This window comes from Mycobacterium novum (assembly GCF_010726505.1).
Lineage (GTDB): Bacteria > Actinomycetota > Actinomycetes > Mycobacteriales > Mycobacteriaceae > Mycobacterium > Mycobacterium algericum.
On record NZ_AP022562.1, the window covers coordinates 552,632 to 575,798 of the forward strand.

Annotated in this window: 19 protein-coding genes and 1 tRNA gene; 4 read left to right on the forward strand and 16 right to left on the reverse strand. The window is 69.6% G+C overall.

Going from position 1 to position 23,167, the window contains the following annotated elements:
- Positions 1–7: 7 nt before the first annotated feature.
- Together G6N19_RS02505 and G6N19_RS02510 are read right to left on the reverse strand one after the other, a co-directional pair.
- Positions 8–9,295, reverse strand: a complete 9,288-nt coding sequence (locus G6N19_RS02505) for a type I polyketide synthase (protein ID WP_193465699.1) — start codon at positions 9,293–9,295, stop codon at positions 8–10.
- Between the two features lie 441 nt (positions 9,296–9,736).
- Positions 9,737–10,459 (reverse strand): DUF1906 domain-containing protein, encoded by a 723-nt coding sequence (locus tag G6N19_RS02510; protein WP_083039570.1) that lies wholly within the window; start codon positions 10,457–10,459, stop codon positions 9,737–9,739.
- Between the two features lie 112 nt (positions 10,460–10,571).
- Here G6N19_RS02510 and G6N19_RS02515 point away from each other — a divergent pair, with 112 nt between their 5' ends.
- Positions 10,572–11,813, forward strand: coding sequence for an MFS transporter (locus tag G6N19_RS02515; protein ID WP_193466284.1), 1,242 nt, complete (start codon positions 10,572–10,574; stop codon positions 11,811–11,813).
- Between the two features lie 3 nt (positions 11,814–11,816).
- Here the strand turns inward: G6N19_RS02515 and G6N19_RS02520 are convergent, their stop codons facing one another.
- Positions 11,817–12,188: a DUF732 domain-containing protein gene (locus tag G6N19_RS02520; RefSeq protein ID WP_041317539.1), complete on the reverse strand. Its 372-nt coding sequence runs from the start codon at positions 12,186–12,188 to the stop codon at positions 11,817–11,819.
- Positions 12,189–12,275: 87 nt separating this feature from the next.
- A tRNA-Leu gene (locus tag G6N19_RS02525) sits at positions 12,276–12,359 on the reverse strand.
- Between the two features lie 660 nt (positions 12,360–13,019).
- Between G6N19_RS02525 and G6N19_RS02530 the strand changes: the two genes are divergently transcribed.
- Both G6N19_RS02530 and G6N19_RS02535 read left to right on the forward strand, forming a co-directional pair.
- A complete protein-coding gene (locus G6N19_RS02530; protein WP_193466285.1) occupies positions 13,020–13,394 on the forward strand; it encodes a hypothetical protein in 375 nt (124 codons plus the stop codon).
- A complete protein-coding gene (locus G6N19_RS02535; protein WP_013828284.1) occupies positions 13,391–13,732 on the forward strand; it encodes a DUF3817 domain-containing protein in 342 nt (113 codons plus the stop codon). Before G6N19_RS02530 ends, G6N19_RS02535 begins: the two co-directional genes overlap by 4 nt.
- 9 nt (positions 13,733–13,741) lie before the next feature.
- Here G6N19_RS02535 and G6N19_RS02540 read toward each other — a convergent pair whose 3' ends face one another.
- The 9 genes from G6N19_RS02540 to clpS all read right to left on the reverse strand — a co-directional run bounded on the left by G6N19_RS02540 (position 13,742) and on the right by clpS (position 20,849).
- Positions 13,742–15,013: a protein kinase domain-containing protein gene (locus G6N19_RS02540; protein WP_193465700.1), complete on the reverse strand. Its 1,272-nt coding sequence runs from the start codon at positions 15,011–15,013 to the stop codon at positions 13,742–13,744.
- A 3-nt stretch (positions 15,014–15,016) separates the two neighbouring features.
- Positions 15,017–15,625, reverse strand: coding sequence for a non-canonical purine NTP pyrophosphatase (locus tag G6N19_RS02545; protein WP_013828282.1), 609 nt, complete (start codon positions 15,623–15,625; stop codon positions 15,017–15,019).
- 50 nt (positions 15,626–15,675) lie between these two features.
- Positions 15,676–16,458: a ribonuclease PH gene (gene rph, locus G6N19_RS02550; RefSeq protein ID WP_013828281.1), complete on the reverse strand. Its 783-nt coding sequence runs from the start codon at positions 16,456–16,458 to the stop codon at positions 15,676–15,678.
- Between the two features lie 43 nt (positions 16,459–16,501).
- Entirely contained in the window at positions 16,502–17,278 is a 777-nt protein-coding gene (locus G6N19_RS02555) for a cyclic nucleotide-degrading phosphodiesterase (RefSeq protein WP_013828280.1), read from the reverse strand.
- Positions 17,279–17,357: 79 nt separating this feature from the next.
- Entirely contained in the window at positions 17,358–18,164 is an 807-nt protein-coding gene (gene murI, locus G6N19_RS02560) for a glutamate racemase (RefSeq protein WP_013828279.1), read from the reverse strand.
- Positions 18,161–18,814, reverse strand: a complete 654-nt coding sequence (locus G6N19_RS02565) for a rhomboid family intramembrane serine protease (protein WP_041317494.1) — start codon at positions 18,812–18,814, stop codon at positions 18,161–18,163. The genes murI and G6N19_RS02565 overlap by 4 nt, the downstream gene beginning before the upstream one ends.
- A gap of 7 nt (positions 18,815–18,821) precedes the next feature.
- A complete protein-coding gene (locus G6N19_RS02570; RefSeq protein ID WP_193465701.1) occupies positions 18,822–19,910 on the reverse strand; it encodes a P1 family peptidase in 1,089 nt (362 codons plus the stop codon).
- Entirely contained in the window at positions 19,907–20,503 is a 597-nt protein-coding gene (gene aosR / locus G6N19_RS02575) for an oxidative stress transcriptional regulator AosR (protein WP_013828276.1), read from the reverse strand. Before aosR ends, G6N19_RS02570 begins: the two co-directional genes overlap by 4 nt.
- Before the next feature lie 31 nt (positions 20,504–20,534).
- On the reverse strand, positions 20,535–20,849 hold the full coding sequence (gene clpS / locus G6N19_RS02580; RefSeq protein ID WP_041317491.1) for an ATP-dependent Clp protease adapter ClpS: 315 nt from the start codon (positions 20,847–20,849) through the stop codon (positions 20,535–20,537).
- 109 nt (positions 20,850–20,958) lie between these two features.
- Between clpS and G6N19_RS02585 the strand changes: the two genes are divergently transcribed.
- A complete protein-coding gene (locus G6N19_RS02585) occupies positions 20,959–22,227 on the forward strand; it encodes a nicotinate phosphoribosyltransferase (RefSeq protein WP_232062642.1) in 1,269 nt (422 codons plus the stop codon).
- 1 nt (position 22,228) lies between these two features.
- On the opposite strand, the gene G6N19_RS02590 is transcribed toward G6N19_RS02585, so the two are convergent.
- Genes G6N19_RS02590 through G6N19_RS02600 form a run of 3 tightly spaced genes read right to left on the reverse strand, consistent with a single transcriptional unit; the run spans position 22,229 to position 23,158 of the window.
- On the reverse strand, positions 22,229–22,606 hold the full coding sequence (locus G6N19_RS02590; protein WP_041317488.1) for a type II toxin-antitoxin system VapC family toxin: 378 nt from the start codon (positions 22,604–22,606) through the stop codon (positions 22,229–22,231).
- A complete protein-coding gene (locus G6N19_RS02595; protein ID WP_013828272.1) occupies positions 22,603–22,845 on the reverse strand; it encodes a FitA-like ribbon-helix-helix domain-containing protein in 243 nt (80 codons plus the stop codon). Before G6N19_RS02595 ends, G6N19_RS02590 begins: the two co-directional genes overlap by 4 nt.
- Before the next feature lie 46 nt (positions 22,846–22,891).
- The gene (locus G6N19_RS02600; protein WP_041317485.1) at positions 22,892–23,158 is read right to left on the reverse strand and encodes a YdeI/OmpD-associated family protein; all 267 of its coding nucleotides are present in this window, start codon (positions 23,156–23,158) and stop codon (positions 22,892–22,894) included.
- Between the last annotated feature and the right edge of the window lie 9 nt (positions 23,159–23,167).

Here is a 23,167-nt window from a genome sequence, read left to right on the forward strand (position 1 = left end):
GCCGAGGCTAACCGATGTAGACGTCGCCGTCGCCGAGCCGTGCCGCCGGGTTGAGCAGCATCGCCGACTCCTGACGCTTCTCCGACGTGTCGTGGTCGAACCGCCGGTCCGCGGGCCGCTCATACATCGGGCGGCCGCCGGCGATCGCCGAGGCGAGCCGACGCTGACCGTCGAGCACACGGCTGGAAGCCTGCTCCAGGTACGCCTCGCGCTGGCTCGGGTCGAGCGCGGCCAGGAACGCCGCCGGGTGCACCAGCGCCACCAGACCGGAGACGTGACCGAAGCCGAGGCTGGTGACCAGCCCTGCCTTGAGCGGGAACTTCTCCCCGAGGTGCAGCGGCTCACGCACCCACACGAAGTGCCCGGCGGTGGCCAGCTCATCGTCGACGCAGTCCAGGCTGCGGTTGGGCGGGATGACCCCGTCGCGCAGCACTTGGCACAGGCCCATCAGCTGGAAGACCGCTGCGCCGCCCTTGGCGTGCCCGGTCAGGCTCTTCTGGCTGATCACGAACAGCGGCGCGCCGTCAGAGCGCCCCATCGAGTCGGCCAGCCGCTCGTGCAGCTCGGTCTCGTTGGGGTCGTTGGCCAGCGTCGAGGTGTCGTGCTTAGAGACCACCGCGACGTCGTCGGGCCCGACACCGAGCTTGGCCAGCGAGCGTGCCAGCAACGAGTCCTTGCCGCCCCGGCCGGCGCCGAGGGCCCCCAGGCCGGGGGCCGGGATGGAGGTGTGCACGCCGTCGGCGAAGCTCTGCGCGTAGGCCACCACCGCCTGCACCGGCAGGCCCATCTTGGCCGCCAGGTCGCCGCGGGCCAGCAGGATGGTGCCACCACCCTGCGCTTCGACGAAGCCCAGCCGGCGGCGGTCGTTGGCGCGGGAGAACTTCGAGTCGCTGATGCCCTTGGCGCGCATCATCTCGGTGTCGGCGGTGGCCGCCATGTCACCGAAGCCGATGATCGCTTCCAGGGTCAGGTCGTCGTAGCCGCCGGTGACCACCAGTTCGGCCTTGCCCAGCCGGATCTTGTCGACGCCCTCCTCGACCGATACCGCCGCGGTGGCACAGGCGGCCACTGGGTGGATCATCGCGCCGTAGGAGCCGACGTAGCTCTGCACCACGTGCGCGGCAACGACGTTGGGCAGGACCTCCTGCAGGATGTCGTTGGGCTTGGACCGTCCCAGCAGGTTGCCGTGATACATGGTCTGCATCGAGGTCATGCCGCCCATACCGGTGCCCTGCGTGCTGGCCACCAGCGACGGGTGCACCCAGCGCATCAGCTCGGTCGGGGTGAAGCCGGCCGACAGGAACGCGTCCACGGTGGCGACGATGTTCCACAGCGCCACCCGGTCGATGGAGGTGGCCATGTCCTGGCTGATCCCCCACACCGTCGGGTCGAACCCGGTCGGGATCTGCGCTCCCACGGTGCGCGACAGCTTGCTCTTGCGGGGCACCCGGATCTCGGTGCCCGCCTTGCGGATCACCTGCCAGTCGGACGAGTCCGGCACCGGACGCACCACGGTGTGCTCGGGGTCGAACTCGACGAACGCCCGCGCGTCGGCCTCGCTGGAGACAACGAACGAGAAGTCCTTGTCCAGGAAGACGCTGACCAGCAGCGGCGAGGCGTGATCGGGGTCGATCGCGCCGTCATCAACGAACTCGCGAATGCCCACCCGCTCCACCACGGTGTCGTGGTAGCGCTCGACGAGCTCGGATTCGTCGACGAGCTCACCGGTTTCGGTGTCATACCAGCCGGGGGTCGGGTCGTCTTCCCACTTGATCAGTCCGGTGGTCCAGGCCAGTTCGAGCACCCCGGCGGCCGACAGCTCGCCGGATACCTCCATCTCGAAACGGGTGCGCGACGAGCCCAGCGGGCCCAGTTCGGCGCCGCCGACGATGACCACCAGGTCGGCCAGGTCGACGTCGAGGTCGTCCCAGGCCGGCGGCGGCGCCGGGGTGTAACCGCGCGGCGGGCTCGGCAGTGCCGCAATGGTATTCGCGGACTCCGCGGCCTCGGCTGTGTCCTCTCCGGCAGCCGCCGTCATCTCCTCGCGGGCCTTGGCGGCCAGCTCGGCCATGTCCAGGTTCGCCTCGGCCAGCCCACCGGTGAGGTCTGCCTCGATCGGCGCGTTGGCCGCGGCCACCTTGGATTCGACGTCGCACAACCCCAACAGCATGGCCGCCATCTGCTCGGTCGAGTAGGTGGTGACGCCGGCTTCCTCGACCGCGTCGACGATGACGTCGTTGTGGCCCATCAGCCCGGTGCCGCGGGTCCAGCCGATCAGCGCGTGCGCCAGGCTGACCCGAGACGCCCACGACGACTCGGCTTTCCAGCGCGCCACCACCGCGTCCAGCGCGGCCTTGGCCTCACCGTAGGCGCCGTCACCGCCGAACATGCCGCGGTTGGGCGAGCCGGGCAGCACCACGTGCAGCCGGGAGGCGATGTCGCGTTCGGCGCCGATCTTCGACAGGCCGCCGATGAGCCGCTGCACCGCCCACAGCAGCACCTTCATCTCCATCTCGGCCCGCGCACCGGCCTCCGACAGGTCCCCGGCCACGCGCGGCGCGGCGAACGGGAACAGCAGCGTCGGGGTCTGCGCGTCCTTGAGGTGAATCGACTGCGGCCCAAGGTTTTCGGACTGCTCTGTGCCCACCCATTCGACGAGGGCGTCGATGTCGGCGTAGGAGGCCATGTTGGCCGGCACCACCCACAGCGCCGCCCCGAACCGGGCGTGGTCGCGGTAGAGGTTGCGGTAGAAGCCCAGCCGGTCGTCGTCGAGCTTGGAGGTGGTCGCGATGACGGTCGCACCGCCGTCGAGCAGTTGTCCGACCACCGACGCGGCGATCGAGCCCTTCGACGCACCGGTCACGACGGCGACCTCGTGGGCGTAACGGCCCTTGCCGGGGTTCTCCGCGCCCGCGGCGATGCGGGCGAACAGCGAGGCGTGAATCTGCCGTCCCGCCGCCAGCGCTTTGCCTTGCCACCAGGTCGCCTGGGTGGCGACGACGTGGCCGGTGCCTTCGAAGCGCTCGGCGAGCCGCGGCCAGTCGGCGTCGATGTCGCCCTCGTCGGTCAGCCACAGCTTGACCAGATCCTCGCGGGCGCTGGCCCAACGGTCGTCGAACAGCACCGCCTTGCGCCCGTCGAACACCGGCGCCACCAGCCGCGGCCAATCCGACCCCAGCTCGGCGCTGACCAGGTCGATCAGCTCGCTGTCGCTAGCGCTGTCCGGCGCGATCACCGCGTCATCCAGGCCAAGCTGCCCCAGCACCAACCGGGCCGCCGAGGCGAGCACGCCGTCGCGGCCGGTGATCTGCTCGGTGAACTCACCCAGCGCGGCGGCATCGACTGTCGCGGCGCGACCGCCGGCCGACGGCAGGCCGACACTGACGCCGTGCCGCGCCGCGACGGCAGCGACAGCACTGTCCACAACCTTGTCGACCGCGGCCGCGTCGGCCAGCGCGCCCTCGTGCAGGCCGCCCAGGGCACCGCCCCGCACACTGCTGCCTTCGCGGGTGCCCAGCGCCACCTCGACGGTGACGTGCTTGGCCCAGCCGTCGCCGAGCTCCCAGGTCTTCTTGACCCGTTCGGCGATGGCGGCCGGCCGCTTGCCCGACGGCCCGAGCACGGTGCGCAGCTGGTCGTTGATGGCGTCGGTCAGCACCGGGCCGTACGGCTTGTAGGTGCGCGCCAGCTTGGTCACCTGGGACTTCAAACCGGCCAGGTCGGCCTCGGCGGCACCGTCGATGGCGCCCAGGTTCAGCTCCGAACCCAAGTCCACCAGCAACTGGTTGCGCCGCGAGGATGCCCCGTCGGTGATGGATTCGATGGAGTCCAGCGCCTCGATCTGGTCGATACGCATCTTGGCGCTCAATGCGATCAGTGCCAGCGTGGCGTCGGCGGCGTCGAAGCCGATGTCGTCGGGACGCGGGCCGCCGGACGGCGCCGCAGGCGCAGCCGCGGCGACGGCGGGGGCGGCATCAGGCTCAGTCCGCCCTTCCGGCGCGCCGGCGTCGGAATCCTCGGCAACCGGCTCATCTTCCGGCTCCGGGTCTTCATCGGTGGCGAACAGCACCGCGGCGTCGCGCTCTGCGTTGAGCACTTCCACTGTGCTGTGGGCGTACTCGGGCAGCTTGAGGGTGTTGGTGGCCAGCCCGGCAACCGTCGGGGCCGACTTCACCCCGATCTCGACGAACCGCTCCACACCCAGACCGCCGGCGGCTTCCTCGATGAACAGCAGATCCTGGGTCTCGATCCAGCGCACCGGGCTGGCGAACTGCCAGGCCAGCAGCTCGATGACGACCTTGCGGCACAGCTCGGCAGGCTTCTCGTTGCGCCAGGTGTCGTAGTCGGCGAGCACCTCGTCCAACGGCTCGGCCGGCACCAGATCCCGGATCTCCTGGATGAACTCGCGGTCCAGGCTGAACGGCTTGGGCACCAGGTTGGGGATGTAGCGGCCGATGATCAGGTCGGGGTCCTTGTCCCGCGGCATGACCCGCTCCAGCGAACGCCGGAAGTCATCCACGCCGATACGCAGCACGCTGGAGTGGAACGGCACGTCGATACCGGGCACCAGGATGAAGGATCGCTTGCCACCGGAGATCTCACGACGCCGCTCCACCTCTTCCTCAAGGGCCTCCAAGCCGGCGACCGTGCCGGCGATCGCGTACTGCGAACCACGCAGGTTGAAGTTCACGATCTGCAGGAATTCCCCGGTGCGCTCGGCGATCTCGGCGACGAACGCGGTGACGTCGGCGTCGTCGAGGTCGATCTGCGAGGGCCGGATGGCGGCCAACCGGTAGTTGGAACGCCCCAGGGCGTCACGCGGCACGATGTCGTGCATCTTCGAGCCGCGGTGGAACACCACCTCCAGCAGCGCCTCCAGTTCGTAGACACCGCTGACGCAGGCCAACGCGGTGTACTCACCCACCGAGTGGCCGCAGGCGATCGCGCCTTCGACGAACGCACCCTGCTCACGCATCTCGGCGACCTGCGCGGCCGCCACCGTGGCCATCGCCACCTGGGTGAACTGCGTCAGGTACAGCACGCCCTCGGGGTGCTGGTAGTGCACGCCGGAGGCGATCAGGGATGTCGGGTTGTCGCGCACCACGTGCAGCACCGAGAAGCCGAGGGTCTCGCGGGTGAACTTGTCCGCGGAGTCCCAGACCTTGCGGGCGGCCTTGGAACGGGCCCGGACCTCCATGCCCATGCCCTTGTGCTGGATGCCCTGTCCCGGGAACGCGTAGACGGTCTTCGGCGCGGTCAGCCGTGCGGTCGCCGACATCACCAGATCCGAACCGATCCGCGCCGACACCTCCAGGACCTCGGCGCCCAGGTCGATTCCGACCCGGTCGACCCGGAAGTCGACGTCGTCACCGGGCTTGACCATGCCCAGGAAGCGCGCGGTCCAGCCGACCAGCCGGGCCGGCGGGCGGGCCTGGCCGTCGGTCGCCGTGACCACGTGCTGAGCCGCGGCCGAGAGCCACATGCCGTGCACGATCGGGCCCCCCTCACCATTGGGCCCCGCGAGGCCGGCCAGCAGCGCTGCGGCCCGGTCGGTGTGGATCGGGTTGTGGTCCCCGGAGACCACCGCGAAGGGCCGCATGTCCACCGGCGCGGTGACGGTGACGTCGCGACGGCGCCGACGCGGGGTGTCGGTGGCGTTGTCGGAGACCGCACCGCCGGCCCGGACCGGGTCGGTCAGTTCCGCGGCGCCGGTGCGCCCGCGGATCGCGAACCGCTCCTTGAGGGTCGCCAGCACTGTCCCGTCGGCCGCGGCGACCGTGACCGAGACCGGGACGACCCGTCCGACCTCGGTGTCGGTGGCCGCCGAAGCCGTTGCGGTGACGGACAATTCGGCCGGCTCGGCCGGCAGCGCGGCCAGCAGATGCGCGGCGTGGTCCAGGTGCACCAGCGACAGCAGACCCTCGACGACGGGGAACCCGGCGTCGGTTGTCGCCGCGCCGATGGCGGCGAACACCGCGGGCCAGCACCGGCCGACCAGCGCGTCGGGCACGGTGGACAGTCCGGGCGCCAGCGGTGCGCCGAAGGTGGCGGTCACCCCGGTGTGGTCGGCGACCTGCTCCGGGTTCCACTCCACCGTCACGGTGGCGGCGCCATCGACCACTGGTGGCAACGCCCCCGGTCCGTCGACTCCGGCCGCGATGGCCAGCACCGCGCGCATCGCGGCGGCAGCGTCCTCGGTGGAGACCAGCGGGGTGGCGCCGTCGGCGACCGATGGCGGCACGGTGAAGCGAATGGTGATCCAGACGCCGGACAGCGGCACGCTGAGCACCACATGGTCTTCGGCGGTGCCCGCCGAACTGACCTCGAGACGCGCCCCGGTCGTCGGGTGGGTGGCCGCCCGGTTCTCCTGCACCTGCCATTCATCGGAGGCGCCGATCCGGTGCACCGGGTTGGTGGCGGTACGGCCCGCCCACAGCACGTCGGGCGCGTCGAGCAGTACGGCCAGCGGGCCGGTCACGTCGAGGCGGCCCTGACGGCGCGCGGTCACCGGTCGGGGCTGCACCCCGTCGTTCTTCGAGGCGGCCAGCACCTGGTCGATCGCCGCCTGCTCGAAGCGGTCCAGCAGTTCGCCGACCGGCTCGTCGACCCGGGTGATACCGGCCACGGCGGTGATGCCGGGGATGATGCAGACCTGCTCGGCGGTGTAGCGGGCGTCGTGCGCCTGCCACAGCGAGTCACTGCGCCACCAGCGGCGCACGTCCTTGTCGATCACCGGCACGAAGTTGACCGGCTTGCCCGGGGTCTTGCACAGCTGGGTGAAGAACGGCGCGTCGGCCGGGTGCAGCACGACGGTCTCGGCGTCGGGGTAACGGGCCACCAGTGCGGCGATGGCGTCAGCCGGACGCTCCAGGAGCGCGGCGTCGCCGACGGTGAACAGCGTCTCGATCGGGCCGGACTCAACCTCGTTGAGCCGGGCTTCGGCGCGCTGCAGCATCGAGCCGAACCGCTCCCGCCAGGTGTCGGCCAGCCAGGGGCTGCCCGGCGACGCGGTGTCAGCGGTCGAGTCGCCGTCGCCGATCGCCAGCTCCACGTACCGGCGCAGCCATTGCGCGTACGTCATCTCGGTGACGTCACCGAAGTAGGGCTTGGCAGTGTCGGCCAGCGCGGCGATGATCTCGTCACGGCGGGCGGCGACCGCGTCGCCGTCACCGGCGACCTCATCGAGCAGCCGGCCGCACCGTGAGGCGGTGTTGTCGATCTCGTGGATGTCGGCGCCGAGCTGGCTGCGCGAGGAGGCCATGCCGCCCTGGGCTTTTCCTGCGCCGATCCAGTGGTCGGTGCCGGTGGTGTCGACGAGCATCTGCTTGACCGCGGGCGAGGTGGTGGCCTCCTTGGTGGCCATCGCCGCGGTCCCCACCAGGATGCCGTCGACGGGCATCAGCGGGAAGCCGTGGTCCTGCGACCAGCGTCCGGACAGGTATTCGGCGGCACGCTCGGGGGTGCCGATTCCACCGCCGACACACAGCGTGATGTTGGGCTGCGAACGCAGCTCGGAGTAGGTCGCCAGCAGCAGGTCGTCGAGGTCCTCCCAGGAGTGGTGACCACCGGCACGGCCGCCCTCGACGTGTGCGATCACCGGGGTGGTGGGCACCTCGGCGGCGATGCGGATCACCGACCGGATCTGCTCGACGGTGCCGGGCTTGAACACCACGTGGCTGATGCCCGCCTCGTTGAGCTCGCCGATCAGCTCGACGGCTTCCTCGAGTTCCGGGATGCCGGCGCTGATCACCAAGCCGTCGAACGGGGCGCCCGACTGACGGGCCTTCTGCACCAACCGCTTTCCGCCGACCTGCAGCTTCCACAGGTAGGGGTCGAGGAACAACGAGTTGAACTGTACGGTGCGGCCCGGCTCGAGCAGCGTGGTCAGTTCGGCGACCCGGTCGTTGAAGATCTCCTCGGTGACCTGCCCGCCGCCGGCCAGCTCCGACCAGTGCCCGGCGTTGGCGGCCGCGGCGACGATCTTGGCGTCGACGGTGGTCGGCGTCATACCGGCCAGCAGGATCGGCGACCGGCCGGTCAGCCGGGTGAACTTGGTGTCGAGCTTGATCCGGCCGTCGGGCAGCTGCACCACCGACGGGGCATAACTCGTCCACGGCCGGGCCACCTCCGGCACGGCGCCGATGGTGAACAGATTGCGCTGCCCGCCGCGGGTGGCCACCGGCACGATCCCGATGCCCAAGCCGCGGATCACCGGTGCGGTCAACCGGGTCAGGATGTCGCCGGGGCCCAGGTCCAGGATCCAGCGGGCGCCGGCGTCGTGCAGCGCGGTGATCTCGTCCACCCAGTCGACCTGGTCCACCAGGATCGACTCGGCCATCGAACGCGCCAGGGCGACGCCGTCGGCGTCGAAACCGATCTGGGCGGCCCACTTACCGACGATCTCGATGCCGTCGGACAGCCGCGGCGAATGGAAACCGACCTCGACCTGCACCGGTTCGAAGACCGGCGCGAAGACCGCGCCGCCGCGCAGCTTGTTCTTGCGCTCGGCGGCCTCCTTGTCGGCGATCTGCTCGCAGTACAGCTCGAACCGTGACAGCTGTTCGGGGGTGCCGGTGATGACGACCGCACGCCGGCCGTTGCGGATGGACAGCACCGGCGGCAGCACGGTGCGCACATCGGTGGCGAACTCTTCCAGCAGTTCCTGGATGCGTTCCGGGTCGGCGTTGTTCACCGACACCATGGGCGGGCGGTCCCCGAGGATCGAGATGCCGCGACGGCGGGCCACCAGCGTTCCGGCGGCCCCCACCAGCTGGGCGATCGCCAGCAACTGGACGTCGGCGGTGCCCCCGGCTTTCAGCGACTCGACGGCCAGCACGCCCTGCGAGTGGCCGGCCACGGCGACCGGCGGGGCGGCCGCCAGGTCCAGGCCCTGGCGTTCCAGTGCCCGCACCGCGGCGATCTGGGTGAGCAACACGCCCGGTACCGACACCGCGGCCGAGGTCAGCTGCTTGGCCGACGGGATCGGGTCCTCGGCGGCCAGCGCACGCACCCACTGCAGCGGCTCGAAGCCGATCGGCCGGACCACGACGAGTTCCTTGGCGACCGGCTCCAGCAGCAGGTCCGCCTCGCCGGCCAGCGTGGCCAACTCGGTCTCGATGCCGGCGGAGGAGACCAACTCCTCAAGAGACTCCAGCCAGGCACTGCCTTGGCCGCCGAAGGCCACCGCGTACGGCTCGCCGGCCGTGAGGCGATCCACCAGGGCGGACGAGGCGTTGGCGAACGGGCCCGAGCCGGTCCCGCCAGCGGACACCCGGTCATGTTCGTGGATCGTCACGTTAGATATCTCCCCTGCTCTGGAACATCGCGTCTTTGTTGTGCCTGCCGGCATGACCGGCTTGGCCCCGATCGGGCAGCGGGCTCTCGCGTCGTCGCGGCCGCGCTACAGCAGTAAGAGTGTCATAAGAACCTGTGCCGTTTCTGCAGCTAATTGGTTACTCGTGAGTTCTACGCTCGGGTAACCCACCTGCGGATATCACGCGCTCCGACCACGCTTCGATCGTCGGCGACCAAACGTCCTGCATGCGCGGGGTTACGGTCGAGTAGCCACAACAGCGCTGATCAAGGCTGCATTGTTATCTAATCGTTATGTTTGAATCCGGCCGGGTCAGGCGTCGTAGACAGCCACTGACGCAGTGTCAACCCGGCACCGTGATCCGCGCCACCCGACGAGCCGCCGCCGGGCCGCCCAGCCCGTGCCCTGTCGCCCCGGCGCGGGTCAGGCCCACTGACCGAACCGGGGCGTCAGGATCTGATTGATGTCGACACCGACGTCGCCGACCTTGCGCTTGTCGACCTCGACCTGATGCAGGTTGGCCACCTGGTGCGCGATACCGCCCGGCGAGCCCCAGTTGTGCTGCCAGAAGTAGGAACCCAGGCCGTCTTGCACGGCCCACTCGATGGTCTTGGAGTTGGCGTACACACCGGTACGGTGCTGCCCGATCACCGATTCCCAGCCGCGAAGGTAGGGGGCCACCTGCGCCCGGTACTGCTCGTAGGACGGGTCATCGTCGATGGAGGCGTAGATCGGGGCGTCGTCGGGGCCGCCCGCCGCGGCATGCAGGTGCGAGCCGCGTTGGGCGTGCTCGGCGCCGGCCTGCTGACCACCCAGCCAGTCGGCGGTCGCCTGTTTGCCGTACTGGTAGCAGGACACGATCTGCAGGCCGTTCTGGTGCAGATCGTGCGCCTCGGCCGGCTGGATCGGCTTCCCGAGCATCCAGTCGGCACCGGGCCGGCGATCCGAGACGTAGCGGATGGCGCCGACGGCGCCGGCTGCCCGGATCTCTTCGGCGGTCAGGACGCCGGCCGAGTAGTCCAGCAGGATGCCCAACGGCTCCGCCTGGGCCGTCGTGGCCGACACTGCCGATGCCGCGGCGCCCAAACCGATCGCGGCCGGGGCGGCCGCAGCGAATTTGAGCACGTCGCGCCGAGAAACCAACACGCGCCAAACGATACGGCAGCACCCCGTCGATCACGGGCGTCTCACCGCCGCAGGGCAGGATGGCCGGGTGACACAGGCACGGATCGCAGGTCGCTCATGGCGTCCTTGGGCGGTGTGGGGCACCGGCTTGTTGTCCTATGTGGTCGCGGTGCTGGACCGCACCACCTTCGGGGTGTCGGGCCTAGACGCCGCCGACCGGTTCAGCACCGGGCCGAGCACGCTGTCGTCGTTCGTGATCCTGCAGCTCATCGTGTACGCCTCGATGCAGATTCCGGCCGGAGTGCTGCTGGACCGGTTCGGCCCCAAGGCGATGATCGCCGCCGGCGTCGCGGTGCTCTCCGCGGCCCAGTTGACGCTGTCACTGACCCATTCGCTGCCGATCGCGATCGGGGCGTACGGCGTCGTCGGGTTGGGCGACGCGTTCGTGTTCATCTCGGTCATCAGATTGCTGCCCAATTGGTTTGCGCCGGACCGTGTCCCATTGTTGACCCAGCTCACCGGGATCTGCGGCCAGTTCGGCCAGTTGCTCTCGGCCGTACCGTTCCTGGCGATTCTGCTGCACCAGGGCTGGACGGCGGCTTACCTGTCGGCGGCCGCCCTTGGGGTGCTGGCGGTCGCGCTGACCCTCGCGGTGTGCCGGGACGCTCCGCCCGGGGTGCCGAACACCATGCAGCCGCGGACGTTTCGGGCGGCGTTCGGTGAGGTGAAGACGGTCTGGTCCCGGCCCGGCACCAAGCTGGGCTTCTTCACCCACCTGGGCACGCCGTTCTCGGCGAACGTCTTCGCGCTGATGTGGGGCGTGCCCTACCTGACTACTGCACAGGGGCTGTCACGCGCATTGGCCGGTGCGTTCCTGACGCTGTCGGTGGCAACCTTCGTCGTGGTCGGCCTGTTGGTGGGGACGCTGTCCGCGCGCCGGCCCCAGCACCGGACGGGTCTGGTGCTGGCGATGATCGCGCTGACCGCCTGCACCTGGGCCGTGCTGCTGGCGTTGCCCTCCCCCGCACCACACTGGTTGCTGGCGTTGCTGATCGTGGTGATCTCGGCGGGTCAGCCGGTGTCGATCCTGGCATTCGACTTCGCCCGCACCTACAACCCGCCGGCCGCGCTGGGCACCGCGCAGGGCATGGTCAACACCGGCGGTTTCATCGCCACGCTGGTGATCATGCAGGCGATGGGGATCGTCATCGCGATGGCGGGCGGCTTCTCGTTCTCGGCCTTCCGGGTGGCCTGGACCGTGCAGTACGTCATCTGGGCGCTGGCCGCGGTGGGCGTGGTGGTCAATGCCCGCAAAGCCCGCGACTCCGGGGCCCTCGGTGAGGCGCAGGCGAGGATTGTTGCCGGCGAGCCGTGAGGCTCACGCAGTCTTGGTGTACGGGTCCGGCGATTGCGGGCAATAGGCGTGCCGGGCCGCGGTGATGACGCCGTGCGCTTCTGCGGGTGTCACCTGCAGGTGCGCGATCACCGAGATCGGCACCAGCCGCGGCGCGCCGCTCAACGCCGAACAGACCGCATGGCCTTCTTGCACCAGCAGATCACGCAGCGACTCGCACTTGGCACTGCCGCAGATCTGTTTGGCGTAGTCGGGGTGAAGTCCCTCGTGTTCCAATTCGGCGAAAAACACCTGGTCCTCATTGCTGGGATCGTCGGCGAACGCCGTCGGCGGCGGGTTTGCGATGACACCGGCCAGCACCGCGCTGAAGGTGACCAAGACTGCTTTTCTGTTCATGATGCTGCACCAATCCCGCGAGGACGATGACGTCCATTCTCGCACCGGCGAGGCACTGGCGACATGGCCTTATCCGGGAAAAATTTGTGCGGGCGGAGGGACTCGAACCCTCATGCTCTTTCGAGCGCCGGCACCTAAAGCCGGTGCGTCAGCCAATTGCGCCACGCCCGCAAGGGCACTCAGTTTAGCCCGCCTACGGAACGACGAAATTGTCGGTAGCACCTCCTAGCGTGTGACCGTCCGGGAGGTAAGCGCATGCGGTCAACCAACGAGTTCAACATGGTGCAGCGGCTCATTGCGTCAGGGATGAATGACTGCGCGATTGCCCGTCAGACCCGCATTCCCCGGAGCACGATACGCGGCTGGCGGCACAACCCATCGCATCGACGACGGGCAGGTGAACCTGACATACATGATTTCGCTACATTGCCTGCCGTCGTCTACTGCTATCTCCTGGGCCTCTACCTTGGTGACGGCTGCATCTCGCGTCAACCTCGGACCTGGCACCTGAGGATCACCCTCGACTCGAAGTACCCCGAAATCATCAAACGCTGCCGCCAGGCAATTGACATCTCGATGCCCGGTCAATGTGCAGGCGCGCTACGGCGCCCCGACAACTGCACCGATGTCTACCTGTACTCCGAGCACTGGCCGTGCCTCTTCCCGCAACACGGCCCCGGCAAGAAGCACCACCGGCCGATCCGGCTGAAGCCTTGGCAGGAAGACCTCGTCAACCAGGCCACCGAGGAATTCATCCGCGGCCTGATCGACAGCGATGGCTGCCGCGTCGTCGCCAACGATCGTGGCGTCCCCAGGCGGTACCGTCAAGGGGTGTCCACTACACGGCGTCGGAGACCGGCACTGATCGTGCTGGTGATCGTCGCCGCCTGCGCGTGCCTGGCGCTGGGGTGGTGGCAGTGGACCCGATTCCAGGAGATCAACGGCAACTTCCAGAACCTCGGCTACGCCCTGCAGTGGCCGCTGTTCGCCTGGTTCTGCGTCTACGCCTACCGCAAATTCGTCCGCTACGAAGAGGCGCCACCCGAGCCGCACCGACCCGATACGGTGACCGAGATACCAGCCGGGCTGCTGCCGGAACGTCCCGAGCCCGCCGCCACCCCGACCGACGACGCCGCACTGCGCGACTACAACGCCTACTTGGCCGAGCTCACCGAGAACGACCGGAAGAACAGGAACACCGCATGACCGAGACACCCGCCCAGGCCGCCCCCGCCGAGAAGATCCGCAGCGCGCTGCTGCCCTACCGGGTGCTGGCGTGGGCGACCGGTGTCTGGCTGATCGCGCTGTGCTACGAGATCGTGGTGCGCTACGTGGTCAAGGTGGACAACCCGCCCACCTGGATCGGTGTGGTGCACGGCTGGGTGTATTTCGCCTACCTGTTGGCCACGTTCAATCTGGCGGTCAAGGTGCGCTGGCCGCTCGGCAAGACCATCGGGGTATTGCTGGCGGGCACCATTCCACTGCTCGGCATCATCGTCGAGCACTTCCAGTCGCGAAACATCAAGGCCCAGTTCAACCTCTGACACACCGGCTCAGTTTGCCGGCGGGTTCACCCAGCGCTCCACCCCGCCGTGGCGCGAGCAGGAACCGCTGCGGCGCTTACTGAATGAATAGGTGCCGTCGCGGCAGACGGCGCTGGCCCCGGCCGGCGGCGCCACGACCTCGATCGACGTCGCCGGCGGCGCCACAACCTCGATCGACGATGCCGGCGGCGGCACAATCGTCGGGGAGGGTACCGGCGGGGGCGGGGACATCAGCGGGGCCGGCGGCGAGGGCGACTCCGTCACGGTGACGGTCTGTGTCGGATGCACGGTGGTAGTCGGCGGGGGTGAGACCACGCCGGTGTGCTCATCGCCGCTGTCGGCGACCCCGAGCACCCCGGCCACCCCCGCCAGCACCGCAACCCCGCCCACCACCCACGGCCAGCGGCGCCGGCCGGTACCGGGGGTGGCCATCGCCGGCTCATCGGCGTCGGCCTCGGCCAGCGCCCGGGCGAACGCGCGGCAGCCACCGAACCGCCCGGCCGGGTCCTTGGCCAGGCCGGTGGCCAGCACCGCGTCGAGGTGAGCCAGCTCCGGCCGGCGCTCGCTCAGCCGTGGCGGCGCGGCGGTCAGGTGCCGGCTGATGACCGTGACCGGGTTGCCGTCACCGAACGGCGGTGCCCCGGTGAGCAGATGGAATGCGGTGGCCGCCAACGCATACTGATCGGCCCGACCGTCCAGATCGTCGCCCCGCAACTGCTCGGGTGCCGCGTAGGACACGGTGCCGACGGTGAAGTTGGTGGCGGTCAGCCCGCCGACGGTACCCAATTGCCGAACGATTCCGAAGTCCGCCAACAGAATCCGCTGGGAGCCGCCTTCGGGATCGGCGATCAGGATGTTCGCCGGTTTGACGTCGCGATGCAGCAGCCCACGCTGGTGCGCATGATCCAGAGCCTCGGCGATCGCGCCGACGATCGGCAGGGCCTCGTCTTCGGGCATCCCGTTGGGATACCGGTCGGCGACGAACCGCGCCGCGTCGGTCCCGGCCACGTAGTCCATCGCGATCCAAAGCTGGCCATCGAATTCGCCGCGGTCATGGACGCCGACGATGTTGGGATGAAACAGCGTCGCCGCGAGGTCGGCCTCCAGTTGGAACCGCTGGCGGAATTCAGCGTCGGTGGTCAGGCCGGCGGGCAAGACCTTCAGCGCGTCGCGACGCGGCAGCCTCGGATGCCGGGCCAGGTACACCTCGCCCATCGCACCGGAGCCGAGCAGGCGTTCGATGCGGTAACCGGCGAACTCGGCGCCGAGCGCTAACGGCACGGTTCACCCCGCGAGCTGTCGCAGCGCCGGAAGCAACAGCGCCAGCGCACGACCGCGGTGCGACTCGGCGTCTTTTTCCGCCGGGCTCAGTTGGGCCGCGGTGCGTACCGCGCCGGCGGGTACGAACACCGGGTCGTAGCCGAATCCGCCGTCGCCGCGGGGTTCCCGGGTGATGCTGCCCGGCCACTCCCCGCGCACCACCACCTCGTGGTCGGCTCCGCTACCCCAGACCAGCGCGCAGGCGGACACGAACGCCGCGCCGCGCCGTTCGTCGGGAACGTCGCGAAGTTGGTCCAGCAGCAGGGCGGTGTTGGCGCCGTCATCGCCGTGACTGCCCGACCAGCGCGCCGACAGCACCCCCGGCATACCGTTGAGCGCATCTACGGTCAGGCCGGAATCATCTGCGACGCAAGGCAACCCGGTCGCCATATAGCCATCGCGCGCCTTGGCCAGGGCGTTGTCCTCGAAAGTCGCCCCGGTTTCGGGCGCCTCGTCGTACGGCGGCACGTCATCCAGCGAGACGGGACGCAGGCCGGAGACACCGGCGTGCTCGAGCACCCGATTGAGTTCGGCCAGTTTCTTGCGGTTACGACTGGCCACCAGCAGCTGCATCAATGGCGCCGCTCCTCCTCGTCGCTGACGCTCCGCATCGTCGCCGACGCTTAGTCAGAGCCGAACGCTTTCTTCGGTGCCGGGCCCTCCGGCAGCACCCCCGGGTAGGGCAACGCCAGCGCTTCGCGCTGCACCACGAACAGCTTCTCGCAGGCGCTCAGCGCCGCGTCGAGCATCTTGTCCAGCGTCGAGCGCGGGAACGTCGCCCCCTCACCGGTGCCCTGGATCTCCACCAGGGTTCCGGTGTCGGTGGCCACGACGTTCATGTCGACCTCCGCGCGGGAGTCCTCTTCGTAGGGCAGGTCCACGCGAACCCGGCCGTCGACCACACCGACACTGACCGCCGAGATCGCGCATGACAGCGGGCGGGGGTCGGACAGCTTGCCTGCGGCGGACAGGTAGGTGACCGCGTCGGCGAGCGCCACATAAGCGCCGGTGATCGCCGCGGTGCGGGTACCGCCGTCGGCCTGCAACACGTCACAGTCGAGTGCGATGGTGTTCTCCCCCAACGCCGCGAGGTCGATACAGGCGCGCAGCGAGCGCCCGACCAGCCGGCTGATCTCCTGGGTGCGTCCGCCCACCTTGCCCCGGACCGACTCGCGGTCGGAGCGGGTGTGCGTGGCCGCCGGCAGCATGGCGTATTCGGCGGTCAGCCAGCCGCGGCCGGAGCCCTTCCGCCAGCGCGGCACACCCTCGGTGACGCTGGCCGTGCACATGACTCGGGTGTCACCGAACTCGACCAGCACCGACCCGGCCGGGTTCGAGGTGAATCCGCGGGTGATGACGACCGGGCGCAGCTCGTCGTCGAGGCGACCGTCTTCTCGTTTGGACACGCCGCTAACCCTAATGGAGGGGTGTGTCAGCACCGGTGGTGCGTCACGACCGCCGGATGTCGAAACTCTCGTCGCAGACCACCGCGTGCACCGGCCCGTCGAACTCGGCTTTGGCCTCGCCGATCACGTCCTCGCGCGACGTCCACGGCGGGATATGGGTGAGCAGCAGTTGCCCCACCCCGGCCGCGGCAGCGATACGCCCGGCCTCGGTGCCCGACAGATGCAGGTTCGGGGGGCGGTTGGCCTCGTGGGTCCACGACGCCTCGCACAGGAACACATCGGCGCCGCGGGCCAGTTCGATCACCTGGTCGCAGTAGCCGGTGTCGCCGCTGTAGACCAGGATCGCGCCGGTGGCATCGGTGATCCGCATGCCGAACGACTCGGTCGGGTGAGACACCAGGTTGGGCTGCACGCTGAGGCTTCCGAACTCGACGGCTTCACCGTCGACCCAGGTGTGGACGTCGAAGATGTCGGTGATGTCGTCGATCTCGCCGCCGTACGGGGAAGATGCCGCGCCCATTCGCGACCAGGTGTCGCTGGGCCCGTATATAACGCCCTTGGGGAACGGCGTCGCCGCCACCGACGGGTGATAGCGGCGCCAGACGAACAGCCCCGGAAGGTCCAGGCAGTGGTCGGCGTGCAGATGCGACAACAGCACATACACCGAGCCGGGATCGACATGGCGCTGCAGCGCCCCCAGCACCCCGCCCCCGAAGTCGATGACCAGCGGTGGGGTCCCCGGAGCCTGCAACAGGTAGCCCGATGCCGGCGAATCCGGACCCACCACGCTGCCGGAGCAGCCGAGCACGGTCAGTCGCACGTTCCCTACTGTGCCATGTTCGCCGCGACCATGACCAAGACACCAGCGCTTTGCCCGCTATTCGTCGTCGAAATCACGGTCACGACCGGCTCAACGGGGCATGCCGCCGGACCGCGCCGACACCGGTGATCGCCGGCCCCAGGAAACGGGTGGCCAGTGCGGCGAACGCCTCCGGGTCACCGGTCGCCTCGAAGAGCCGGGTGGCCGGCGGGGTCCCGTGGGGACGCAGCAGATCGCGTTCGGTCAGCACCCGCAGCAACTCCTTGGCGGTCTCCTCGGCGCTGGACACCAGCGTCACCTGCTCGCCCATCGCCAGCTGGATCAACCCGGACAGCAGTGGGTAGTGGGTGCAACCCAGTACCAGGGTGTCGACCCCGGCGCGCTGCAGCGGCTCCAGGTACCCCTCGGCCAGCCCCAACACCTGCCGGCCGCTGGTGATACCGCGCTCGACGAAGTCCACGAAGCGCGGGCAGGCCACCCCGGTGATCTCGGTGTCGCGGGCGGCGGCGAACGCGTCCTGGTAGGCGTGGCTGGTGATGGTCGCCTGCGTTCCGATCACTCCGATGCGGCCATTGCGGGTGGTGGCCACCGCTCGGCGCACCGCCGGCAGGATCACCTCGACGACCGGCACGTCGTAGCGTTCCCGGGCATCGCGCAGGCATGCCGCCGACGCGGTGTTGCAGGCGATCACCAGTGCCTTGACGCCGCGCTCGACCAGATCGTCGCCGATGGCCAACGCGTGTGCGCGGACCTCGGGGATGGTCAGCGGCCCGTACGGGCCGTTGGCGGTGTCGCCGACGTAGACGATGTCCTCGTCGGGCAACTGGTCGATGATCGAGCGTGCGACGGTCAACCCGCCGACGCCGGAGTCGAAGATCCCGATCACGCCGATACCCCCCGCCGCCGTGCGCGGGCGTTGCGCTCGGGGCCCGAGAGCAGATAGGCGGCCAGCACCCCGGCGATCGCGCCGCACAGGTGTCCCTGCCAGGAGACACCGCCACAGACGTTCAGCACCGGGACCGCCCCCCAGAGGATCCCGCCGTAGAGCACCAGCACCACCAACCCGACCAGGATCTGCCAGATTCTGCGGGTGAACCACCCGAACACCACCAGGAAGGCCAACCAGCCGAAGATCAGGCCGGAGGCGCCGATGTGGTCGGTGGGCCCGCACGCCGACCCGACGTTGCCGATCAGCCAGGTGCCCAGCCCACCGACCAGCCACACGATCGCGGTGGCGAGGAGGAACCGGGTCTGTCCGGCCAACGTCATCAGGAAACCCAGCACCAGCGCGGGACCGGTGTTGGCCAGCAGATGTGCCCAGTTCGCGTGCAGCAACGGCGCGAACAACACCCCCCACAGCCCGTCGCTCTGCAACGGCCGGATGCCGTTGCGGTCCAGCCCGTGGCCACCGAGCTGATCGACCGCCTCGACGAGGTAGAGCAGGGCGACGAAGCCCACCACGCTGGCCCCACCGGTGCGCCAGAGCGGCTTCGTGTCGGAACGCGGCGCAGGCGAGGCGCCTGACCGGGAGCTCATGCCCGCATCACGCCCTTCCCGTCGATCCGGCCGGCTTGCTACCGAACGCCCCCGGCAACGTGCCGCCATAGGTCGGTATTCCGGCCACCGGATCGGCGGCCAGCACTCCGGCCAGCACCGCGCGGGCCAAACAGTCCGCCGCGGCGGCACCCACCTCCGCGACCAAACCGGTCTCCGGAGACATCGCGGCCGGGGTGTCGGCCAGCTCAGGGACCTCGACGGCTCCGGTCGCCAGTGCGAAGACGGTGTCGCCGTCGACGGGGGTGTGGGAGGGCCGGATGGTGCGCGACAGCCCGTCCTGAGCGGCGATCGCCATCCGCCGGCAACCGGCCGGGCTGAGCGCGGCGTCGGTGGCCACCACCGCGATGGTGGTGTTGAGCGAGCGGGATTTGGGTTCCAGTCCGGCGAGCACCGCCAGTTCCTCCGACGGCGGCGCGGTCAATCCGAATTCTTCGACGAGGTAGGCCGACCACGGCAGGCCGGTGGTGGCGTCGATGACCTCGCCGCTCGGGTTCACCACCACCAGTGCCCCCACCGTGACCGAGTGCTCGCCGTGCTCCCCGAGTTCCAGCGTGATCGACGCGGTGCCCACCCCGCCCTTGAACACCCCGGCCCGCGCGCCGACCCCGGCGCCGACGCAACCGGTCGCCGGCCGTGCCCCGTCGGGCCCGGCGGCAGCCGCCGCGGCCGCATAGCCGAACTCCGCGGTGGGCCGTCGGTCCCAGCCCCCGACCGGCAGGTCGAAGATGACCGCCGCCGGCACGATCGGGACCACGCCGCCATCCAGCGCCACCCCGCGACCCTGCTCCTCGAGCCAGGTCATCACGCCGTCGGCGGACGCCAGCCCGTAGGCGCTCCCGCCGGCGAGCACCACCGCGTCCACCCAGCGCACGCTGTTGGCCGGATCCAGCAGATCGGTCTCCCGGCTTCCGGGCGCACCCCCCCGGCTGTCGACGGCACCGACCGTGCCGGGCGGCGCCAGCACGACGGTGACCCCGCTGGCCCAGCCGGATCCCAGCGTCGCGTCCGGGTCCAGCCGGTGGTGATGGCCCACCCGGATCCCGGCGACATCGGTGATCGAACCCGTATCCGTCATCGGCCCGGCCGCCCCATCAACGCGACCACCAGGTATTCCTGCAGCACGGTGAGCCACTGATAGACGTTGAGCTGACCGGCCCTCGGATCGCCGGGCGGTAGGCGATCCGGGCCGTTGGGACCAATCTGCAGCATGGTGCCCAGCGCCAGGCGGATGTCGTTGACGGCCGCGATCCAGGCATTGGCCTGTTCCTCGGTCAGTTCGAAACGACCGCCCCGTTCCGGCAGCGTGTCCAAAACCTGTTGGGCCGCCCCACGTTTCGCATCGATGATCTCCGGCTCGTGCAGGCTGCGCAGCGCCGCGTTGAGGCCTTCCGCGTCGAGCGCGGAGCCGTCGGCCGCGGCGCCGCCGCCGTCGGCACGGTAGAAGTCCGGCAGCAGCCGGCGCGTGGTGGCGTCCTCCGGCGGCTGGGTGTTACCCGTCTTCATCCCGGTAATCTGTTCGAGTTCGTCGGGCGGGGAGGCGGATTCACGGGCCTCGAGCATTCCGATGATCGAGCCGACGAGGTTGCGGAGCAGCGCGGCCTCGTGCAGTGCCAACGCGGAGCGGAAGCGGGGGCCGCCGTCGGTTTCAACCCGCTTCCACTTGTGCACGGTGAGGTTCGGTTCCCTTCAAGTTGACGTCTCAGCGGTCCTGCTGCATGGTCGCCCACAACCCGGCGGCATGCAGTTTGGACACGTCGACCTCCATCGACTCCCGACTTCCGGCAGACACCACCGCCTTGCCCTCATGGTGCACCTGCAGCATCAGTTTGGTCGCGTGCGGCTCGCTGTAACCGAACAGCTTCTGAAAGACGTAGGTCACATAGGTCATCAAGTTGACCGGGTCGTCCCAGACGATGGTCACCCAGGGCGAAGCGGTGTCCTCGACCGGGTCAGCATGCCGCTGGCCGGTGCCCTGCGGTTTCACCGGGGCGGACGTCGCTGCTGACGTGGCCATAACGCTCAGGATACCGAGCCGGGGTGGGGCCAAGTCCAGCCGATACGGTTGGCGGGTGACCACCTCGGCCCGCTGCGGCGGGCTGCTCACCGACAAGTACGAGCTGACCATGCTGGCCGCGGCGCTGCGCGACGGCACGGCCGGCCGGCGCACCGGCTTCGAGTTGTTCGCCCGCCGGCTCCCCGAGGGACGCCGTTACGGGGTGGTGGCCGGCACCGACCGGTTCCTTGGCGCCCTCACCTCGTTCGGCTTCGATGACGCCGACCTGGGACTGCTCTCGGAGTTCCTGGACCCGGACACGGTGAGCTACCTGCGTGATTTTCGCTTCCGCGGCGACGTCGACGGCTATGCCGAGGGCGAGTTGTACTTCGCCGGGTCGCCGGTGCTGAGCGTGCGCGCCAGCTTCGCCGAGTGCATCGTGCTGGAGACGCTGCTGCTGTCGATCTTCAACCACGACACCGCGGTGGCCTCGGCGGCCGCTCGGATGGTCAGCGCGGCCGACGGCCGGCCGCTGATCGAGATGGGCTCCCGCCGCACCCACGAGCAGGCCGCCATCGCGGCGGCCCGGGCCGCCTACCTGGCGGGATTCGCCGGGACATCAAATCTCGAAGCGCACCGCAGCTTCGGTGTGCCGGTGCTGGGCACCAGCGCACACGCCTTCACCCTGCTGCACGCCGGCTCCGACGTTGCCGACGGCGACGGCGAATTGGCGGCATTTCGCGCCCAGGTCGCCGCGCTGGGTGTCGGCACCACGCTGCTGGTGGACACCTACGACGTCACCACCGGAGTGGCCAACGCCGTCGAGGCGGCCGGGTCGCGGCTGGGCGCGGTGCGTATCGACTCCGGTGAACTGGCGGTGTTGGCGCATCAGGTCCGTGAGCAACTCGACCGGCTGGGGGCCACTGCCACCAGGATCGTGGTCTCCGGCGACCTCGACGAATTTGCCATCGCGGCGCTGCGTGCGGCGCCGGTGGACAGTTACGGCGTCGGCACCGCGGTGGTGACCGGCTCGGGAGCGCCGGCGGCCGGCTTCGTCTACAAGCTGGTCGAGGTCGACGGGGTCGCGGTGCACAAGCGCAGCGCGGACAAGACGTCGGCGGGTGGGTGCAAGCAGGCACTGCGGACTTTCCGGCCGAGCGGCACCCTCGTCGAGGAGGTGGTCCATCCCGCCGGCCGCCCGCCCGAGGTGAGCGGGCCGCACCGGCTGGTGACCGTTCCGCTGGTCCGCGGCGGCGACGTGGTGACCGATACCGGGCCGGCGGCACTGGCCGCGGCGCGCGACCGCGTCGCCTCCGGGCTGCTCAGCCTGCCGTGGGAGGGACTGAAGCTGGCGCGCGGCGAGCCGGCGGTCTCCACCCGGCTCATTTCATCGCGATGAACTACAGCAGATCGACGCGACACCGCGGACCGGGGGCGTTGGCCAGCCGGGCGTCGGTGGTGAGCAGTGCTGTGGCATCAACCAATTCGGCAAGCGCGACATAGGTGGCGTCGTAGGCGCTGAGGTTGTCTCGCAGCTCCCATATCCTCGGCCGCAGCCAATCGGCCGGGAACCTGGTCAGCGTCAGCCGCATGAAGCCGTCCATAGCGAGGTCGCCTTGTTTCGCGCCGAGGACACCACGCCGGACAAGTCCACGGAGCACCTGGGTGACTTCGCTGTCGACCAGGTGCGGAGCCGCCAGTTCTTCGTGCCCGAGCCGCTGAGGATCAAGTCCGCCGACGAGCAGTTCAACGACTACTCCGGCGTCCACGATCTTCACTCACCGCGCCCCTCGTGCAGCACCGACAAGATCGTGTCGCGGTCGGCCCGGCCTTCAACGGCACGCTGCGTACGACGAATGACCGCTGCGTTGTGCCGCACCACCTGAGCACGCTTTGCAAGGTGCTCCAATTCGCGCTGGAGGTACCTGGTCAGCGAAAGTCCCTGCGCAGCAGCGGCCTCGACCAGTGCAGCGTGGACCTCATCGGGAACGTCCCGGATGTGCATGACCTTCGACATATCTCGCGATCATACCGGCCATTGGGTGCATTCTGCACCCACCCGATCAGCTTCCTGTTCGCTCCCGGTGCTTGCACCCGGGCCAGCAGCACGGCCGCCGCTTACCTTCCTCCAGCTCCTCACGGGTCCGGCGGATTCGGCGCTCCCGGGTGGCCTGCTGCTTGGCGTCTTCGACCCAGCAGATGAACTCGTTGCGCGCCAATGGCGTAATGCTCTCCCAGGCCGCCAACGCCGTCGAACTGACGAGCAGACCGTCGCGCAGGTCCGCGGGTAGCTCATGCACCGCCCCGCCGGGCAATCGCTGACTTGTCATCGCCTCAGG

Bases quoted from the DNA above. Each gene is read 5' to 3' on its own strand.
- G6N19_RS02565 (WP_041317494.1), bottom strand. From the start codon at position 18,814: ATGAGCTCCCGGTCAGGCGCCTCGCCTGCGCCGCGTTCCGACACGAAG.
- G6N19_RS02535 (WP_013828284.1), top strand. From the start codon at position 13,391: ATGACCGAGACACCCGCCCAGGCCGCCCCCGCCGAGAAGATCCGCAGC.
- clpS (WP_041317491.1), bottom strand. From the start codon at position 20,849: ATGGCCACGTCAGCAGCGACGTCCGCCCCGGTGAAACCGCAGGGCACC.
- G6N19_RS02600 (WP_041317485.1), bottom strand. From the start codon at position 23,158: ATGACAAGTCAGCGATTGCCCGGCGGGGCGGTGCATGAGCTACCCGCG.
- G6N19_RS02545 (WP_013828282.1), bottom strand. From the start codon at position 15,625: ATGCAGCTGCTGGTGGCCAGTCGTAACCGCAAGAAACTGGCCGAACTC.
- G6N19_RS02520 (WP_041317539.1), bottom strand. From the start codon at position 12,188: ATGAACAGAAAAGCAGTCTTGGTCACCTTCAGCGCGGTGCTGGCCGGT.
- G6N19_RS02585 (WP_232062642.1), top strand. From the start codon at position 20,959: ATGCTGGCCGCGGCGCTGCGCGACGGCACGGCCGGCCGGCGCACCGGC.
- G6N19_RS02595 (WP_013828272.1), bottom strand. From the start codon at position 22,845: ATGTCGAAGGTCATGCACATCCGGGACGTTCCCGATGAGGTCCACGCT.
- G6N19_RS02570 (WP_193465701.1), bottom strand. From the start codon at position 19,910: ATGACGGATACGGGTTCGATCACCGATGTCGCCGGGATCCGGGTGGGC.